This is a genomic window from Olivibacter sp. LS-1, assembly GCF_008245145.1.
Taxonomy (GTDB): Bacteria; Bacteroidota; Bacteroidia; order Sphingobacteriales; family Sphingobacteriaceae; genus Olivibacter; species Olivibacter oleidegradans.
Genome location: NZ_CP041643.1, coordinates 820,971 through 839,619 on the forward strand (window position 1 = coordinate 820,971; position 18,649 = coordinate 839,619).

Annotated in this window: 15 protein-coding genes and 1 tRNA gene; 8 read left to right on the top strand and 8 right to left on the bottom strand. The window is 41.7% G+C overall.

The genetic code is table 11. The features are described from left to right. Positions 1-160 precede the first annotated feature (160 nt). Positions 161-997, bottom strand: a complete 837-nt coding sequence (locus FKG96_RS03220; protein ID WP_341273581.1) for an AraC family transcriptional regulator — start codon at positions 995-997, stop codon at positions 161-163. A gap of 114 nt (positions 998-1,111) precedes the next feature. On the opposite strand from FKG96_RS03220, the gene def reads away from it, so the two are divergent. Then, positions 1,112-1,681, top strand: coding sequence for a peptide deformylase (gene def / locus FKG96_RS03225; protein WP_130854664.1), 570 nt, complete (start codon positions 1,112-1,114; stop codon positions 1,679-1,681). Between the two features lie 104 nt (positions 1,682-1,785). Further along, positions 1,786-2,640, top strand: a complete 855-nt coding sequence (locus FKG96_RS03230) for a lysophospholipid acyltransferase family protein (protein WP_130854663.1) — start codon at positions 1,786-1,788, stop codon at positions 2,638-2,640. Between the two features lie 2 nt (positions 2,641-2,642). Here the strand turns inward: FKG96_RS03230 and FKG96_RS03235 are convergent, their stop codons facing one another. Further along, entirely contained in the window at positions 2,643-4,574 is a 1,932-nt protein-coding gene (locus FKG96_RS03235; RefSeq protein ID WP_130854662.1) for a non-ribosomal peptide synthetase, read from the bottom strand. 44 nt (positions 4,575-4,618) lie between these two features. Continuing rightward, a complete protein-coding gene (locus tag FKG96_RS03240) occupies positions 4,619-5,917 on the bottom strand; it encodes a cytochrome P450 (RefSeq protein WP_130854661.1) in 1,299 nt (432 codons plus the stop codon). 41 nt (positions 5,918-5,958) lie between these two features. Here FKG96_RS03240 and FKG96_RS03245 point away from each other — a divergent pair, with 41 nt between their 5' ends. The 4 genes from FKG96_RS03245 (at position 5,959) to FKG96_RS03260 (ending at position 13,213) form a co-directional block, all read left to right on the top strand. After that, positions 5,959-6,531 carry a 4'-phosphopantetheinyl transferase superfamily protein gene (locus FKG96_RS03245; RefSeq protein ID WP_013664553.1) on the top strand — a complete coding sequence of 191 codons (573 nt, stop codon included), beginning with the start codon at positions 5,959-5,961 and terminating at the stop codon, positions 6,529-6,531. Between the two features lie 171 nt (positions 6,532-6,702). Next, positions 6,703-10,002 carry a TonB-dependent receptor gene (locus FKG96_RS03250; protein ID WP_130854660.1) on the top strand — a complete coding sequence of 1,100 codons (3,300 nt, stop codon included), beginning with the start codon at positions 6,703-6,705 and terminating at the stop codon, positions 10,000-10,002. Positions 10,003-10,012: 10 nt separating this feature from the next. Next, a complete protein-coding gene (locus FKG96_RS03255) occupies positions 10,013-11,533 on the top strand; it encodes a RagB/SusD family nutrient uptake outer membrane protein (RefSeq protein ID WP_130854659.1) in 1,521 nt (506 codons plus the stop codon). A gap of 171 nt (positions 11,534-11,704) precedes the next feature. Then, on the top strand, positions 11,705-13,213 hold the full coding sequence (locus FKG96_RS03260; RefSeq protein WP_130854658.1) for a choice-of-anchor I family protein: 1,509 nt from the start codon (positions 11,705-11,707) through the stop codon (positions 13,211-13,213). A gap of 228 nt (positions 13,214-13,441) precedes the next feature. Here FKG96_RS03260 and FKG96_RS03265 read toward each other — a convergent pair. Beyond that, positions 13,442-13,515, bottom strand: a tRNA-Pro gene (locus tag FKG96_RS03265). Positions 13,516-13,695: 180 nt separating this feature from the next. Between FKG96_RS03265 and FKG96_RS03270 the strand changes: the two genes are divergently transcribed. Together FKG96_RS03270 and FKG96_RS03275 are read left to right on the top strand one after the other, a co-directional pair. Then, complete coding sequence (locus tag FKG96_RS03270) at positions 13,696-14,277, top strand: hypothetical protein (protein ID WP_130854657.1); 582 nt, start codon at positions 13,696-13,698, stop codon at positions 14,275-14,277. A gap of 9 nt (positions 14,278-14,286) precedes the next feature. Then, positions 14,287-14,793 (top strand): hypothetical protein, encoded by a 507-nt coding sequence (locus tag FKG96_RS03275; protein WP_130854656.1) that lies wholly within the window; start codon positions 14,287-14,289, stop codon positions 14,791-14,793. Here FKG96_RS03275 and FKG96_RS03280 read toward each other — a convergent pair. From FKG96_RS03280 to FKG96_RS03295, 4 genes are all read right to left on the bottom strand, one after another. Further along, on the bottom strand, positions 14,786-15,412 hold the full coding sequence (locus FKG96_RS03280; RefSeq protein ID WP_130854655.1) for an NAD(P)-dependent oxidoreductase: 627 nt from the start codon (positions 15,410-15,412) through the stop codon (positions 14,786-14,788). The genes FKG96_RS03275 and FKG96_RS03280 overlap by 8 nt on opposite strands. Before the next feature lie 86 nt (positions 15,413-15,498). Further along, on the bottom strand, positions 15,499-16,281 hold the full coding sequence (locus tag FKG96_RS03285; protein ID WP_130854654.1) for an AraC family transcriptional regulator: 783 nt from the start codon (positions 16,279-16,281) through the stop codon (positions 15,499-15,501). A 32-nt stretch (positions 16,282-16,313) separates the two neighbouring features. Beyond that, positions 16,314-16,832, bottom strand: a complete 519-nt coding sequence (locus tag FKG96_RS03290; protein ID WP_013664568.1) for a DinB family protein — start codon at positions 16,830-16,832, stop codon at positions 16,314-16,316. A gap of 130 nt (positions 16,833-16,962) precedes the next feature. Then, positions 16,963-18,615, bottom strand: coding sequence for an FAD-dependent oxidoreductase (locus tag FKG96_RS03295; RefSeq protein ID WP_130854653.1), 1,653 nt, complete (start codon positions 18,613-18,615; stop codon positions 16,963-16,965). Between the last annotated feature and the right edge of the window lie 34 nt (positions 18,616-18,649).

Below are 18,649 nucleotides of genomic sequence, written 5' to 3' on the forward strand. Positions count from 1 at the left end.
GCTGAAGCTTTTTTAAATGTAGGTTTTATAAGTTTTTCCATATTTCTCAAAGTAATCGCTTGGTTCGACAAAAATGTTCATTGATTCTATCTCACTACAAAAATGAGACGATTTAGTTCTAGCTAATTTCTAGCGATTTTTATTTTTACATAAGCAAGACTCAGCTTTCTTTTCTATTCCTCTTCCAATAAGACGACGGACTCTCACCAAAAAAATTCTTAAAATCTTTCAACAAATGATTCTCATCATAAAAGCCACTTTTAAGTGCGATTGATAAGAGCTTATCCTCTCCTTCCTCAAAATAGTTGCATGTTCGTAAAATACGCTGTGTCCGCGCATATTCCTTTGGACTTATCCCAATACATTGAAGAAAGTTCCGCTCTAACCATTTATAATTTGTTCCCACCCGCTTCGATACTTCCTGTATTGAAATATTACCATGATGCATGCCGATATATTTCATGGCTTCTCTCAAAATACCATTTTGTCCATGCTTCATAGTTAAATGCCTTCTAATAAACTGTTCAAAAAATCCAATTTTAGCCCGGATATCGCTCGTTGTATACATGAGATCCAATAGGTTTTTGGCCGGTTTACCGAATAAAGAATCTAAAGGGAAGGCTTTTGCTCCTCGAAGATTGTTATTGGTTTTTGCATCGAGTTGCTGTAAGGCATCGGCCTGAAAGCGGATGATTAATAGTTGATCGATCTGCCTATCACAAGTGATTTTTACCTGTTTTAAGTTTTGACCGCAGCACCATGCTCCAACTATATTTATCGAACTTTCTTTGTTGGTGAACGTTACGTTTATATCCGGATTGGAAAGAAATACCAGCGTGGGCACGCCATCACTTAGCGCTACACAATTCTCCAAATTTATCGACTCGAAGATAACATAGGAATCGATAAATTTAGTTAAATCGGCAGATGGGAGTAGTTTTTTAAATGCCTCCCTTTGATTGCTGTAAGTTATATGTCTAAGTAACTCCACGGGCATATCGCTACAAAGATACTGGTTTTCCTTTAAAACTATCCATAGTGTACGATCTGAGAACTGTCTATTTTTTACTATCACTATGCGGCCAACCCAAGTAATTTTGTAAAGAAAAAGATGATATTACCAATTTTAGCATATGGGGCTACAAACTTAAGAAAAGCCTGTCTAACTGTTTCCCCATCATATCCGGATTTAAACTCTTTCATAAAAAATCTCTGGCAAACCCTGGATAATGCCGCGGGTGTAGGCTTGGCAGCTCCACAAGTCAATGAAAACATACAACTTTTTGTAGTCGATAGTCGAATTAGCTTTTCCAGCGTTAATACCGAGGATATGGCGCAAAAAGACTACCCAGGCATACGGCAAGCTTTTATCAATCCGAAAATCATGGCCCATTCCGACGAAATGGAACTGGATGAGGAGGGTTGTCTGAGTATACCTGGCATTAGCTTCCCCGTAAAAAGATTCTCTTGGATTAAAATGACCTATTTGGATGAAAACTTTCAACTACATACCGATTATTTTTATGGCAGAACGGCACGAATCATACAACATGAATATGACCATATACTTGGAAAATTACCGATTGACTATCTAAGCGAATTGCAGAAACTAATGATAAATAAAAAATTGAACAAAATCCGAAATGGTCGCATAAATCCCGGCTATCCCATGCGTTATTAACATCGGTGTTTTATGACGATTCCCTTACCGAAGGTATTGGTATTTACCCTAATTTCAACAAAAATTATGGGTGTAAGGAGCTTCCTTCTAAATTCTGAGCGCATATGTTTCTTTTGAATATCCTTAAAAAACTACCGCTTTCGGTACTATATCTTTTATCTGATTGCTTAGCCTTTATCGCGTTCAGTATAGTCAAATATCGTCGCAAGGTAGTATTCGACAACCTTTCCAAAGCATTCCCGGATAAAGAACGGAAAGAACTAAGCAAGATTGCGAGGAAATTTTATAAACACATGGCTGACTGGCTAGTAGAAACGCTAAAAGCGTCTAATCTTTCCGAGGCCCAACTTAGAAAGCGTGTCGATTTTAGAAACACCGCAAGCATTCGTGAATATCTTGATCAAGATAAATCGGTTATCGTCTTAACAGCTCATCAATTCAATTGGGAGTGGGTACTTTTATCCGGTTGCCTTGCCTTTGAAACGCCCATCGATGCCATATACATGCCTGTTAACAATAAGCGGGTAGAATCGCTGTTGCTTGCCATACGAAGCCGCTTTGGCGGTTTACCTATCCCGAAAGACGAGGCCTTACCGACACTTATCAAGCGAATCAAAAAGAAGCGGATTATTGCCATGGTGGCAGATCAACGCCCCCCTCAACATGTAACAGACAAGTATTGGGCGCATTTTTTGCAGCAAGAAACCGCTTTTTACCCGGGAGCGGAATCGCTGCCCAAGTTTACCAAGCTTCCGGTCTTCTTCCTGAGAACACGCAAAATTGGAAGAGGCCGGTACACTGTTTCCATAGAGAAAATAGCCGAACCTCCTTATGACTATCTCAAAAAGGAAATCATGCCAACCTATATCGAGAAGGTTGAGGAGCTCCTTAAAGAGCATCCCGATAATTGGCTATGGACGCATAAAAGATGGAAGTATGCGCGCGGCGCTTACGAATAGTGTCATTTTTTCCCATTTATATAGCTTGCTAGTTGCCGAATAGTTGGATAATCAAAAAAGTCGGTCACTTCCACTTTCCCCGGGTAAATCTCTTCGATCTGCTGGTGAATCTGTGCAAGCACCAATGAAGTGGTACCAATTTCGAAAATATTTTCATCTAAGTCGATTCGTTTATTGGCTAATAGTCCGTCACAAATTCCTTTTAAGGTTTTCTCTATTGTGCTCACTCCCTGTTGGCCTTCGTCATCCATAGCGCTCAATTCTAAAAGCTCTTGAATCACCTGATTAAAATCCCCCTGTTGATATCTACTACTTAATTGGTATCGTTGAATTTTTCCGCTCGTCGTTTTCGGTAATTGGTTTATCGGAAGCACCTCCTGCACTTCAATTCCAAGTTGCTCACTTACCACTCCCTTTACAGCATTGATGATCGGAACAAAATCTGGCAGCCTCCCCTTATATAGTATAAAAACCAATATTTTATCCCGTTCCTCACCCTCTCCCCTCACACTAGTTACAGCGACTCTCCCTGTTCCCGTTACGCCTTTGCTTTGTAATATTTGCTCAAGGTCATGAGGATAATAGTTCTGTCCATTTACGAAGATAATGTCCTTCCATCTTCCCGTAACGACCAACTCCCCATCGGTCGTAAGAAAGCCCAAATCTCCCGTATCTAGCCAATCTTCGTGGAAAACTTCGCGATTGAGCTCTTCCTGCTTCAAATAACCTTTCGTTACGTTCTCGCCTTTTATCTCGATTTTACCAATATGATTAGCCGACAAATTTGACTGATCGGGCCCTACAATTCGAACAAAACAACCGGCAATAGGCTTTCCCTCGACAGCAAATGAAACGCCATTCTCTGTATATTGCACTTGTGTATTCATTTGCAGCCGCTCTCGATCAAGCGTTACATAACGAAAACGTTTACCCGGTTCGGGAAAAGCGACAGCCAAGCTCGCTTCAGCCAATCCGTAAACGGTGAACATCGCCGTATCGTTAAGTCCATAAATCTGCATTTTTTTTAAAAATTGCTGCACTAAAGGGACCGCAATGGGCTCTGCACCATTAAATATTAGACGAACGTGATTGAGGGCTAAGGCATCTTGTGATTGGTTTCTCTCCAAAGCACTCAAATAATGTTGATAACCAAAGTTCGGAGAGCAAGTAACGGTACTACGCACTTGACTGATTTTCTGAAACCACAGCCACGGTCTTCTGATAAATAAATCCGTGGGCATTAAATACTGATCTACACCCTGCACGAAAGGGGTTAGATGAAAACCGATAAGTCCCATATCGTGTGTGAGCGGCATCCAACTAAATGTACTATCCGCCTCCGTCATCGCCATGCCCTTGATAATCCCACGAATATTGGTTAATATATTTTTGTGGCTTAGAACAATCCCCTTAGGCGAGCTGGTTGTGCCAGATGAAAACTGAATAATTGCCGTATCAGTTTCTTCTACAGCAATAAAGTCGTCAGCGACAATTAAGGGCGGTATTTCTTCAATCACAATACTTTTCTTCTGAACACTTTGCCAAAGGCCGTTCAAACCATTTAGAGCAACAAATTTTTCCAATCGTTCCTTTTGTGTTGCATCTAAGAGTAACCACGGGGACTGCAATTGTTGCCATATCCGAAAGAGTTTCCATTTATGTTCATCGGAAATTCCGAAAGCAAGCGGAATGGCCGGATTACCGCCCAATATGGCGGCCCAAAAACCCTCTATGAATGCCTCATTCCGTTGGCTCAATAAGATGATCTCATCGCCTTGGGTCACACCCTGGCCGTGCAAAAAGGCGCGTAAGCCCAATGCCCGCTGCTTTAATGTTTCATATGACAGGGCAAACTCTTCCTCTGCACCTCGGATAAAGTGTATACGTGCATTTGGTTCTTTATTACTTATAATCGTATCTACAAGTGTCTTCATTTAAAAAAATTCTATTTCAACAGGGAATGATAATAGCTCCGGCATTAGTTCCTTGGGTTTATCAATCGGGCAAAGAGGGGCTTATCAGGTCTTAAATTTATTTGAGCTTCCATGCTTATTGGCTCATCCACCAAAATCTCCATATCTGTAGTGCGAAGAATCAAGGCGAGATGCAACTGCATCTCTACCAGAGCAAAAAAATCGCCAATACATTGACGTGGCCCCCCCGAAAAAGGAAAATACTCAAAGCGATGTCTTTCCCTTCGGTAAGAAGCATCAAAGCGTTCGGGATTAAATAGGTCCGGTTGTTCCCAATACCTAGGATGTCGGTGGATAACATATGGAGATATGAATATATCGGTTTTCGGAGGCACATGATATCCACCAATGACATCGTCCTGCATAGCGCGTCTGGTAAGAAGCCACCCGGGTGGATAAAGTCGCATGGTTTCCTCAATAACCTGCCTAATATAGGGTAGCTGCTCTAAATGATGAAATCGCAAATGGACGTTTCGCACTTGCAAGGCTTCCTGTTTCGCTCTCGCATAAACCTCCGGATGCTTATGTAATAAGTACCAAGCCCAGGTCAACGCACTGGCTGTCGTCTCGTGACCGGCAACAATTAAGGTCATCATTTCATCTATAATTTCCCTATCAGACATTCCTTGCCCTTCGTCATTTTTAGCTTCCATAATCATCGAAAGAAAATCCTCTTCAACCCGACGTTCCTTGCGTCGAAGATTGATAATCTCTTGAATGGTTTTCGCCAAAGCCCTAAATTTCATGGCAAATACGAGATTACGTTCGTGAACTTCGGTAAGCAGCGCAAAGGGATTTACTCCTTCGCGTTTTTCCAATTGTTGAAAATCAACTGAAAACAATGCCTGTAGTACGATGCGCAAAGTTACCGAACTCAATTCTGCCGTTAGGTTTATCTCTTTGTTGCCGGTCAACCAGTTCGATAACATCGTTTCGTTGGCTTGCGCAATATCATCAGTCAGTTTGGCTATCACTCGTTTGTGAAATGCGGGTTGTATCATCCGTCGCTGTCTTTTCCAATAATCGCCTTCACTTACCATGATCCCATTGCCCAATAAGATCTTTACTCGGTCTATGCCGACGCCTTTTTCGTAATTTCTGTTATTGGTGATCAAAACATGCTTCACCATTTCAGGATCAGAAATTACATAGGTATAATTATTCCGTCTTTCAGAGTAAATCTTATATATATCGCCGTATTGATGAAATAAATTCAAGATGTTCGATAAGGCCTGAGGCCCTTCCTCGACTTCCGATGCCTCTTTGGGACCAAAAGGAATATTTTTATCTGTTAGCAGGTCCATGATCTACCGTTTAATTTAAAAGCTTATTTTTACGAAGCCTTATGGAAAAATATGCACATATTCATGAATACGACAGGGAAATATTACTCCCCTATAGCCGATTTTTCCCGTCAAATCATTTGATATTTAAAACTAAAAATACGGACAGAAAACTGGAGTCGCTACTAGGACTCAAATTGTTGTCAGATTTATTACGTAAAATTGACAGTCAGTGCCAAATTCAGGATATTATGTATACCGCTGAGGGGAAACCCTATTTTAGGGATAGAAATTTACATATTTCTATAGCACATGCCTGCGGAATGGTGTTAGTAGGTTTAGGTGATCATTCCTTGGGGCTTGATATTGAGCATCGCCAAGCCCGTTCGCCTATCATCCCCGAAATACACCTTAATAAAAAACTACTTTTCTTCACCGGTGTCGAAAATTGGATAAAGGCTTGGGTGCACCAGGAAGCAGTCCTCAAAATGTTTGGCTGGGGTGATATGAATTATTGTCAAGACATAATATGGGACTCAGCGAACAAAGGAACTTTTGCAGATTATGCCTTCCTCTTGCAGGAAATAGAGGTGCTTCCTGAATACTACGCCGCCAAATGCTCCTTAATACGGTAAATGCTTCCGTAATTATATCCTCTTTTTTGCGGCCGCAATCTTTCCATGTTAAAAAAGAAAAGCAACAGCCTTAACTTAATATACACCTAACATCAATATAACACCTAAACATCAACTTTGCCTGCGTAAGTGTAAAAACTACACCTAACTTAATGTACAACGCAATTTGATATGTATTTACAAAAACGATTTAGCAGTATACTAAAGAAGCGAGGACCTTTGCCTACTAAAGCAGGGCTTATGCTACTTTGCAGTCTCGCTGCGAGTCCTTCCATGGCAATGACAGGGAGGTCGTTAAAAGAAAAGCAACCGGTTGAAGCAATGCAGCAAACCGTAAAAGGAACCGTTACTGATGATCGGCAAGTGCCTATTCCCGGGGTAAGCATAAGAGAGAAAAACAAATCTTCAAACGGTACAACAACGGATGGTAGCGGTAATTTTTCTTTGAATGCACCGGTAGGGGCAACTTTGGTTTTTACCTATATTGGCTACGAAACCAAAGAAGTTCTTGTAGAAGAAGGAAATACTCCGTTAATAGTAAGTTTGAATGCCAGTGCCAATGAATTGGAAGAAGTGACTGTTTCCATTGGTTATCAACGGGTCAGGAAATCGGATGTAACGGGTGCGATTTCGAGCGTGAAGAGTGACGAATTAAACCTAACAGCGCCAAAGCTTGGCCAAGCGTTAGTAGGTAAATTGGCCGGTGTGCAGGTTTCCCAAACCAGTGGAGCACCCTATAACAGTACTCGGATCAGAGTAAGAGGTATTGGGTCTATCAATGCCAGCTCGGATCCTTTATATGTCATTGATGGATATCCTGCCGGCAACAATATCAACATTAATCCCAATGACATTGAATCCATAGACGTACTTAAAGATGCTGCCTCTGCCGCTATTTATGGATCCCGCGGAGCCGGTGGTGTTATTTTGATTACGACTAAGAGAGGAAAAGAAGGCACCAGTCATGTTGATTACGATGTGCAAGCCGGCTTTGGTCAACTTTCAAAGAAAGTAGACCTCCTAAATGCCTCTCAGTTCATTGACTTATTGATCGATGGACGTAACAACGCCTATAAAGACTTGGTAATCAACTCGGGTAAAACCTGGTCAGACAATATGCTATTGGATGATAATGCTACGCGGGTGAAACTAGTTGGAAATGCAGGATCCGTACAGATTCCTGTCGATATATATGATTTTTCAACAGGAAAGGCCAAAGCGCCTCAATACGATACCGATTGGCAGGACGAACTCTATCGCAATGCGCCTTTTCAACGACATAATTTATCGTTTTACGGAGGTAGCGAAAAAGTTCATTATTATGTCAGCGGATCTTATCAAAAGCAAGATGGCATTATGCTTGGTACCGACCAAACGCTCTTCAACTTTCGCAGTAATATTGATGCACAGATCAGCAAAAGATTACAAGTAGGAGCGAATATTGCCTTTACTTATAATGATAACAATGAAGTTGGTACCGGTCGTTACAACCAAAGTCCGTCCATGGCAGCCCTGCTTTACCTGCCTTACCTTCCGGCGCGGGATGAAAAGGGTAATCCCATTCAATACCAGATGGCAGAACTTTCTGCGCAAAATTATGGTATTCAGAATCCTGAAAATCCACTTGCTTATGTTTCCATGGTGAAAGATAATCGCAAGGAGCGCCGGTCTTTGTATAATGCCTTTGCTAATTTTGACATTATCGAGGGCCTTCGGCTAAGAGTAAATGGTGGCATAACAACGTATAACGAAAAATACGATTATTATAAACCGACCAGCCTAAGCGATGGTAACTATGCTCCGTATTCGCCACAGGCCATTAATGCGGCCTATGCACAGGCAGATAACCAAGGCGATCTGGATATACTGGGAGAAGCGACCTTAAATTATAAAAGATCTTTCGGCGATCATAACCTCGACGCGTTGATCGGTTATTCCGCACAGCAAACAGATGTAGATTTCACTTCGGTAAGGGCTAATGGTTTTCAAAGCGATGCCATTGGTGAAATCACGGATAAAGGAGCCGCACCAACAAACTTTTGGTTAGAAAAGGCTTATAAACAACGTACTACACTACAATCCTATTTCAGCCGGGTAAGTTACAATTATAAGTCGAAATACTTTTTACAGGGAACTTTCCGTGCAGATGGTTCTTCTCGTTTTGGTCCTAATAATAAATGGGGCTATTTTCCATCTGTATCGGGAGGTTGGACACTCTCGAACGAAGACTTTTATAATGACTGGTTAGGTATGGGGTCGTCGGTAAAAGTTAGAGCAAGCTGGGGCTTGAGTGGAAATAATAACATTGGCGACTACGAAGCCTTAACGGCTTATAATGCGCCGGGAGGGGCGATTATAGGCGGTCAAGTGGCAACAGCTTATTGGCCCGACGATTTAAAGGACCCGAACTTGAGTTGGGAGTCTACTTCGCAATATAATGCCGGCTTGGATGTGGGCATTCTGAATGGCCGAGTGAACTTCTTAGCAAACGTTTACCTAAGTCGCTCGTATAACCTGCTATTTAATCAACCCATTTCGGCAGTATCAGGAACCTCTTCTATCTTAACCAATTTGAAAGACAGTAAGGTGCAGAACAAGGGTTTTGATTTTCAGGTTGATGCCGCACTCATTCAAAAACAGGATTTTAATCTTTCGTTCAGCGGAAACATTAACGTAAACCGGAATAAGGTGTTGGATTTAGGAGGAGCTTCTACCATCTATGTGAACGGTGCCGAACGTTCTTATATCACCCACGTTACCCAGGAGGGTCAGCCCGTTGGTATGTTCTGGGGGTTCAAAGTACTCGGTGTAGCGAACGAGGAAAATTACCAACAGGTGGCTCCTTCTGCGGCTCAATCGAATCCGATGCATCCGGGCGATCTTTACTTTGAAGACATCAACGGTGATGGTATCGTCAACGATAGTGATAAACAGATTATCGGTAGTCCTTATCCCGACTTCACTTATGGTTTTGCTATTAGTGCACGTTATAAAAAATTCGACTTAAGGGCGTCTTTTAATGGCTCTCAGGGAAATAAAATTCTTGATGGCTATGATTATTACCTCTATAATATGGAGGGATCCGGTAATCAATATGCCGATGTTGATCAACGCTGGCGTTCAGCAGCAAGTCCCGGCAACGGAAAGGTATACCGAGCATCCAGAGCAGGCACCCAGAGTAATAGCACGCGTTTATCTGATTTCTATCTGCAAGACGGATCGTACTTGAGAATGACCAATATCATGGTTGGCTTTACCTTCCCGGAGAGATGGATTTCTTCTTTAAAAATATCCGGTGCTCGATTCTTTGCCAGTGTAGATAATCCATTTACGATTACGGATTACAAAGGTTATAATCCGGAGCCTGATTATAATAACGGTAAAAATGCCACCAACCTAACACCTGGAGTAGATTATGGCCTATATCCGTTGGTTCGCTCTTATAACTTGGGATTAAAAGTAACTTTTTAAATAGCACACCATGAAGTGGAAATATATCTTGCCTATTGCGATCATGACTTTAGGCTCTTGCAGTAAAGACTTTCTGGATCAAAAAGATCCGAATGCAACATTAATAGATGACTATTTTAAAACAGAGAACGATGTATTATTGGCTGTTAATGGTTTATACCAGGCGCTCCGCAGTGGAAATACCATTGGGGAAACCAGCAGCCTCTATAGTGAACAACGTTCAGATAATACCGGAACTAACGATAATCAGTCCAACTCGGGCGAACCTTTTCAGTTCAATGATTTTTCCTTGCTCCCGAGCAATTCTTATCTAAAAACGCATTGGGTAAACATGTATGATGGAATTGCCCGATGCAACACCTTACTGGCTCATATTGATGGAGTGTCTTTTTCAAATGAAGACACCAAAAAACGCTATATGGCCGAAGCTAAATTTATCCGCGCACTTCTATATTTCCATATGGTGCGGAAATGGGGTGCTATTCCTTTAACAACAGTTCCTCCTACAACAACGGATGAAGTATCGGCAATTGCCTATCGACAAGAGGAACGTATAGTATATGGACAGATTATAAAAGACCTAACCGAGGCTTTGGACAGCAACTTGCCCAATGAGCAATGGGATTACGCCGTTGGAAGGGTTTCCAAAGCGGCTATCAATGCGCTGCTTGGCCAAGTCTACTTAACTATGGGATCTACCTTGAGCGAAAATCCGCAAGCAAATCTTCAACAGGCAGAGGCTTATCTTTCGGCGGCCTACAACATGCGCAGTTTTGGCGAATTACAAGAGATTCCCTATACCGATGTATTTGATGTAAATAAGAAAAACACCTGTAAGGAGTTGGTCTTCCAGATTCAATACCTACAAGGTGATCAAAATTATTCCTCTGCTATTGCACGCAATAATCAAGCAAAAGGAGAGACCATCAACTCCTTAAAACCATCTACAGGATCGGGAGGTATGGCTAAACGTGATTTAGTGAATGACTACGAACAAGGCGACCTCAGAAAAGACTTCTCTGTGAAATTCGCTGCGGATCCGCAAGTAAGCGATTGGTTTATTACTAAATTTAGAGATACCAGTCCGGCAGCTGGTGCACAAGGCTGGGGTGGAAATGATTGGATCGTGATCCGCTATGCCGACATCATGTTATTACTGGCGGAGGCTAAAATGAAATTAGGTAAAGATAGCGAAGCGATCGTTTTATTGAATCAGGTTAGAGCACGCGCTGGCATGCCTTCCTATCAGGAGGCCATGCGAAATACGGCTTATGCCACAAAGTATCCAACCTTAAAAGAAGCCATTCTGCACGAACGTCGTGTAGAACTGGCTTTTGAAAACCATCGCTGGTTCGATTTGATCCGAAATTATACTGCCGAAGAACTAGTTGCTTATTTTAAATCCAAAAACCAAAGTGATTACGGTTTGGCTAATTTGAATAACATCGGTACCAAAGACCGGTATTTTCCAATTCCTTATGATGAATATCAACTGGATCCGGAAAAAATGTATCAAAACCCTGGTTACTAAACACATTGACCCATCTTAAAAGAAGTCTCCTTGTTTTCGCTAAGAAGCATAGGAGACTTCTCCATTTATCAGCCGTTTTACTTGTCGCAACAATTTAGCAACGCTATGTTAACAATAGGTTCATCTTTCTTCTTTACTCTTGCCTAGTTTTAATAAAGCCTTGATACAATTATGAAATTTAAACATTTACTGCCTTTTGTTCTCATCGTAATACTAAATGCCTGTTCGAAAGATGACGATGCAAATGGAAACGAGCCCGGTCAGCAAGAAGACCCTGCTTCATTTACCGAAATCGGGACTTTGGATATCGGCGATACGGGCGCAGCAGAAATCAGTGCCTATGACCCTTCAATGCAACGATTATTTGTTGTAAACAATGGCGAAATAAATAAGATTGATGTCATTGATATAGCTGACCCTTCCAAGATGACTATCATTCATTCTATTCCAACTAACAGCGGCGCGGTAAATAGTGTTTCCGTAAAGAACGGTTTGTTGGCTGCGGCCATTGAATCGCCCGACAAACAACAACCCGGAAGGGTAACGGTATATAATACCAACGATTATTCAGAAATAAAAACCGTAAGCACCGGCCCTTTGCCTGATATGGTGACATTCAGCCCTGATGGCAATTATATTCTTACAGCTAACGAAGGTGAACCCAATTCCGATTATAGCCTTGATCCCGTCGGTTCGGTGTCTATTGTTAGTGTGAAGGATAATTATCAGGTTGTCAATGTAGATTTTAGCCGTTTTGAATCGGAGCAAGCGGCTTTGCAACAAAAAGGATTTCGCATTTTCGGTCCCGGGGCTTCTTTTGCGCAAGACATAGAACCAGAATACATCACCATTTCACCGGACTCAAAAACGGCTTGGGTGACCTTACAAGAAAACAATGCCATTGCCAAAATTGATTTGGCGACTAAAACGGCCACGAATATATTCCCCTTAGGTTTTAAAGATTACAATGTTGAAGCAAACGCAATAGACCCGTCCAATGAAGATGGTACTGTCGCGTTTAAGCCCTGTCCGGTGAAAGGAATCTACATGCCCGACGCCATTGCTGTGTTGCAGACGGGAAGCATTCCATTTTTATTTACGGTTAATGAAGGCGACGCGCGGGAATACGATGCAATAGAAGAACTCAAACGAATAAAAAATATGAGTCTCGATCCTGCTGTATTTCCAAACGAGCAGGAGCTTAAACAGGATGCGCAACTTGGTCGTTTGAATGTTACTACTACCTTGGGAGATAGCAACAAGGATGGCTTATACGAAGCCCTTTATTCTTTGGGTGCACGTTCTTTTAGTGTATGGAATGGCACGACCGGCGAAATGGTCTACGATAGTAAAAACGAATTGGAGGTAAAAGCTAATGCTGCTGGCTATTACGATGACGACCGCAGCGATGATAAAGGCGTAGAACCTGAAGGTATCACCCTTGGAAGGGTGGGAAATAAGGATATTGCTTTCATCGGTATGGAAAGGGCTGACGCCATTGCTGTTTATGATGTAACGAATCCGAGCGCGCCAACTTTTTTACAAATCTTTAAAACCGGTGACGCACCGGAAGGTGTTTTATTCATTTCCGCGGCCGACAGCCCAACGAAGAAAAGTTTGTTAATAGTGAGTAGTGAAGAAGATGGCGTGCTAAAAGTATATACGCCTAATACTATATAGAATAATTTTCAACTCGGAGGCCTTCCGATCAAAACGAAGGCCTTATTCTTTTTCTCGCATGCAGCATGGATAAGATTATCTCACTTAACTCAGTGATTCTTAAGAGGGAGAATATCCAAAAAGCTTTCGTCCCCTCTACTTAGTCCAAGATCCATTTACCGTGTTTTCAAATAAGCTTGAATCTAGTAAATGAACCTCGAACTTTGCTCTGCAAGCACCTTTTGGCCGTCGGGATGACAGGATTCGAACCTGCGACCTCTTCGTCCCGAACGAAGCGCGCTACCGGCCTGCGCTACATCCCGAATACTCACAGAACAAACTTAGAGAAATGATCTAAATCTGTCAATAGTCTAAAAAAAACAGTGTCTAGCAAAGCCTGTTCTCTCATGGTCTAGCCAGTTCAACAAGTTTACATATGCTAAGAATTTGCAAGCATATTTAAACCTTAACAACCCGAAAACCTCTAATAAAAAAAGCTATCTATGAGAAAACCCATCTATATTATACTGATTTGTTTCGTTGCTTTTGTTCGATTGACGATCGCCCAAACAAAACCTCAACTCGCTGTTCGTCTGAATCCAAGCAATGGCATTGCCTACATTCGCGTATTCTATCCCGAATTGCAGGTTGATCTAAACGGAAATGGCCAGCTTATCAATACTTGGAATCATGTGGAGGAGGAGACCGTATCTTTCGATTATTATGATCAATTTGATAACAAAGAAAAGATAGGAAAAATGAAATCAATCGGAAATGTTCATATAGATTATTACGACAATTTCGATGACGAAGCCAAAAGGGGAAAAGTAAAACAAATAGGTGATATACAAATCGACTATTATGGCCGCTTTGACGGCATATTTCAGGGCAAAATAAAATCGATCGGCCATCAACCTGTCACCTATTACGATCAATTCAGTGGAAATGAAAAAAAAGGAAAATTAAAATCGATCGGCTTGGTTGAAATTGATTATTACGATCGATTTGATGGTGAACATCGTGCAGGTAAAATAAAGTCAATTAATGGTAATGGACAGGAGAACGTACGTGTTCTCTTCAATTAGCGAATTTTTATGAAGCAGCGCTTTACATCAATAAAAATATGGTTACTACTAAGCGGACTGACCCTTCTTACCCTCAGTTCCTTTGCTCAAGGTGTTATCGTTAATCAAGACGGAACCATTTCCATACAAAATGGATCCACAATTATCAGCTCCAACGGTTCGGTATCAACTGTTCATGGTTCTATCATCGTTAACGCAGACGGTTCACATTCCGTAATTGCAGGTTCATCCGTCATTAACGCCAACGGCACGGTTAGTACCATTGCCTTGCCCCTTGCTTCAGAAAAAGAGGACAATCATCCTTTTTCCGATAGTAAGGATTCCGATAAGCAATATTTTCCGCCTAGACACAACAAAAAAATCAATATCAGCAAATCTCAGAAGCTAAAACAGAATCCTTCTTTAACTATACCTGTAGAATCGTTTAGCCATCCTGTGAGCACAGATCCTTTCCAACTCAACAACGATAAAAATCTTCGACAAAAAAACAAATCCGTTGTGAGTATATCTAATTAGATATACTCACGGCTTTCCTGATATACTCATTGCTTGTCACCTGTTTTAGCATAAAACCGGCTACGTCCGCCCGAGAAATTTTCAAGGACAGTCCTTTTGCTTTGCTATCAAAGCCGATCTTATAACGATCTGTTCGCTCGCCCGCGGTAAAAGCCGAAGGCCGTACAATTGTATAATCTAAATCGCTGCCTACTAAATGCTGCTCTTGTAATTGATGATCTTTGAAAGCCTTTTTAAGAAGCATACCAAACATAACGTATTTCCAAAAAAAATTGAGGTTTCCGGCACTATCCCCAAGGCCAAGAGTCGTTTCACAGATTAATCGCTTTATCCCTTCCTGCTTCATGGCGTCAATTATATTTTTGGTACCGATTGCTCGGATACTCCCTTTATTTCCATCGCCTATTGCGCATAACACGGCTTCCTGGTTTTTAACCGCTTCTTGTATCGCTGTTTTATCTGTTAGATCTCCCTTGAAAATGTGCAATAGTGGAGATGCCGGCGCTTGTAACTTTTCAGGGCTTCTGGTAAAGGCTGTTACGCGATGGCCTTCTTGAAGGGCCTGCTTTACGATAAGTGTACCTATACTTCCGGTAGATCCGAATACAATTAAATTCATGATAATTCCTTTTTAAATTTAACACAAAATGATATCACGAATTTCTGCGTATCTCAGTCTGAGAAATAGAAAAAAAACGACAAAAGCTAGTCCGGCCGTTGAGAGAAAACTCGTGGGGTTTCGCCGGTAAATGCCTTAAATACGCGAATGAAGTGCGACTGATCGGCAAAGCCATTTTCATAAACAATTTCATTCATCTTTTTAAAATCTTTGAGCGCAAGTTGAGAAAAAGACGCCTGAAATTGAATAATCTTGGCAAATTGCTTTGGTGATAGGCCTGTTTCTTTTATGAAGCGCCTTTCAAGGGTCCTACCATGGATATATAGTGCAGAGGCAATTGCATGAATACTTTCCTGTCCGTTCGTTTGAATAATCCGCTCAATTGCTTGTTTAATCTTTAAGTCAAGCTTTTGCTTTTTTTGTGCTAACAATGAAGATAGAAGCTGCGTAATGGCTTCTATCTTTTCGTCCACTGTGCGATAAGCCAACAATCTATCGTTAAACGAGGCCATATCTATTTCACGAAAAGACGTTAAATCATAGCAGCCATCATTAATGGATTGCGGGTCGACATTAAAGAAACTTTTGAAAACAAAGGGATAAAGCCGAAATATAATAAGCAAGTATGGCCCGGTTAGCTGCATTTCAATCGGTTGGATTGTCTGTCCATACAAAAAAGATAGGGGCATCAATTTCCCATGTGGCTTAATAAGTAAGCCCTCTTTTGTCTGTTGAAAAAGGAGCCCTGGATAACCATCGGCAAAGAAGGGTAAGTTGACTTGCCCATTGACGGTATCTTCTTTATATATCCAGATATCGTTTACAAATAAGGATATACATTCAGGTGCTCGCAGTTTTTGATGATCCATAACCTAAGCGAATATAGAAAAGAAATGCTAAATCATAGGCTGCGCGTGGAAGAGGCTAATTGCTCTGTCAGTTGTTGCAGGTGTCGCAGGGTATGATACGTATTAAAACCCAACCATTCCAACCGTGTAAATGGGCCGTATTGAGGGATAGCAAAATCTGTGCATAAGCGTGATACATCTTCTTGCTGCCATACTTCGCGATGTTGTTCGACGCGCTGTTGAAGACCGTGCATCAGTTTTTTCTTTACGATCCGATCAGCGGACGGCACCACTTCCTGCGGTGCTTGATACTGCTTCTCGAAATTCAGAAGAACACTCTTTATCAGTGGTAGGTTTAAATCAATTGGTCTGTTCGCTTCTATGGTCGTCCCTTTCATCGTATAGATCGAAGCATAAGATTTGTACAAATGCAGCCCCAATTGACCAGGTGTCCATTTTCCGATGACCAAGCATCGATTCATCTGTTGCTCCGTCATTGAGTCGAATAACTCTAGCATTTCTGCCATAACTTGTTCAAAAAGATTCTCAAGTTCCTGATGTTTGCTTTTCATGATAATTTTCAATACTGACCAATACAAACTTACGAAAGTTTATACCGTCAAACGGGGAAGGATTACGACAAAAGCGACGTAAAATGCGACGAATGAAAAGTACGCATTAATGCGTACTTTTCGTTTTATATTATTTAGCCGGCTTCTCCAATACCTGCTTTTCTTGCTTTAGTTGCTTTTCCAGATCGGCATAGGCGACTTCCTGTACATCGATCCCTTTATCAATAGCTAAAGATGCAGCCAAGGATGCGCTTTGACCAAGAATCATAAATACGGGTTCCATGCGTATACTCCCGAAGGCGATGTGTGAACTTGATACACAAACCGGCACCAGTAAATTGCTACATTCTTCTTTTTTGGGCGTAAGGGCCCCATACGCAATCTGATAAGGTCCTTTTTTTGGAGATACACCAATATCCCCTTCATTTTGAACAAAACCATCCGGTTTCACATACCGTTGTACATTATGCGAATCTAAGGCATAGGAGCCCATACCTACCGGATCTTTTATTTCGCGCTCACTAAAGGTATCATGCTCTGTCATCACATAGGTACCGATCATCCTTCGTGCTTCCCGTACATAAATCTGATGTGGCCAGCCTCCATTGTCTTTAAATTCATCTTTGGCTAGCCCCCACTGTGCCATTTCTTGACGTACATCTTCCGGTACGCGCGAGTCGTTTGCCAAGAAATACATAAGACCCTGTTGATAATCGGTATGCTCCTTGATAATCTCTTTACGCCGTTCATAACTAGCATCCGGATAATCGTAATTCATACCAATAAAGTCGGTACTGAAAGGACCATGATTATTGGTATCGGTTTTCCGGTTCGGTATGGGATCATATTTTTGGAATGTTTCTCGCCAGCCGGCAGCATAAACCCGTGCTAATAACTCGTAATTATCCGCATTATAATTGGCCGGTTTAGGGAAAGGAACACGGTTATCCGGATGATTACTCAAACACATACGGAAGCAATAGGCTTGTACTTTGTTATCACCTTCACCATATTTACCGGGATCGGCGTTCGATACACCAAAGAGCAAGCCGCTTGTTGAATCGCCTGGAACTTTATAGGGACTGATGTTCGACTTGAAGTAATGTCCATGATGTAGCACGCCTGTTTGTACGCCATTCCATTTTTCGCCATATTGGCTGTTGGCTTCGCGCCCCACGTGGTAGCTTACCCCTGCAGCAGCCATTAAATCTCCTTCATAGGTTGCGTCAATAAACATTTTACCACGAAAGGTCTTGCCGGCAAGTGTTGTAATGGACACTATTTTGCCGTCTTCCATCGCTACCCCTTTCTCACGATCAAGCCATTCGTCCCTACGCACGTCCAAATCGAATTCCTTTACGTAGTTTTCGAAAATTTGTTCGGCTACATGTGGTTCAAAAATCCACATGGTGCGGGCATTACCGTCAATTGCCGGAGTTCCCTGACCTTTATTACCGTATTCCGCTTGCTTTTGCCAACGCCATGTAGCACTGTCCTGATAAGCCATATAAACACGATGATAAAAATCTCGGGCTAAGCCTCCAATAACCGACTTATCTCCTGTGTCGGTAAAACCTAGGCCGCCAGAAGACAGGCCACCTAAGTGCGTATCGGGAGAAACAACGATAACCGACTTACCCGATTTCTTTGCTTGCACCGCAGCAGTAATGGCGGCAGAAGTGCCGCCGTAAATAATAATATCTGCTTCCTCATAATATTGCTTTTTAGAACTGCAACCAACTATTGCTAATAGCAGATAAATCTTGAATAGTGTCTTTTTCATAATAGGGTGTCTATATATTTTAAAATTAAGTTTT

Excerpts from the sequence above, each read along its gene's own strand:
- FKG96_RS03220 (WP_341273581.1), bottom strand. The coding sequence starts at position 997 with ATGCCCGTGGAGTTACTTAGACATATAACTTACAGCAATCAAAGGGAG.
- def (WP_130854664.1), top strand. The coding sequence starts at position 1,112 with ATGATATTACCAATTTTAGCATATGGGGCTACAAACTTAAGAAAAGCC.
- FKG96_RS03230 (WP_130854663.1), top strand. The coding sequence starts at position 1,786 with ATGTTTCTTTTGAATATCCTTAAAAAACTACCGCTTTCGGTACTATAT.
- FKG96_RS03235 (WP_130854662.1), bottom strand. The coding sequence starts at position 4,574 with ATGAAGACACTTGTAGATACGATTATAAGTAATAAAGAACCAAATGCA.
- FKG96_RS03240 (WP_130854661.1), bottom strand. The coding sequence starts at position 5,917 with ATGGACCTGCTAACAGATAAAAATATTCCTTTTGGTCCCAAAGAGGCA.
- FKG96_RS03245 (WP_013664553.1), top strand. The coding sequence starts at position 5,959 with ATGGAAAAATATGCACATATTCATGAATACGACAGGGAAATATTACTC.
- FKG96_RS03250 (WP_130854660.1), top strand. The coding sequence starts at position 6,703 with ATGTATTTACAAAAACGATTTAGCAGTATACTAAAGAAGCGAGGACCT.
- FKG96_RS03255 (WP_130854659.1), top strand. The coding sequence starts at position 10,013 with ATGAAGTGGAAATATATCTTGCCTATTGCGATCATGACTTTAGGCTCT.
- FKG96_RS03260 (WP_130854658.1), top strand. The coding sequence starts at position 11,705 with ATGAAATTTAAACATTTACTGCCTTTTGTTCTCATCGTAATACTAAAT.
- FKG96_RS03270 (WP_130854657.1), top strand. The coding sequence starts at position 13,696 with ATGAGAAAACCCATCTATATTATACTGATTTGTTTCGTTGCTTTTGTT.
- FKG96_RS03275 (WP_130854656.1), top strand. The coding sequence starts at position 14,287 with ATGAAGCAGCGCTTTACATCAATAAAAATATGGTTACTACTAAGCGGA.
- FKG96_RS03280 (WP_130854655.1), bottom strand. The coding sequence starts at position 15,412 with ATGAATTTAATTGTATTCGGATCTACCGGAAGTATAGGTACACTTATC.
- FKG96_RS03285 (WP_130854654.1), bottom strand. The coding sequence starts at position 16,281 with ATGGATCATCAAAAACTGCGAGCACCTGAATGTATATCCTTATTTGTA.
- FKG96_RS03290 (WP_013664568.1), bottom strand. The coding sequence starts at position 16,832 with ATGAAAAGCAAACATCAGGAACTTGAGAATCTTTTTGAACAAGTTATG.
- FKG96_RS03295 (WP_130854653.1), bottom strand. The coding sequence starts at position 18,615 with ATGAAAAAGACACTATTCAAGATTTATCTGCTATTAGCAATAGTTGGT.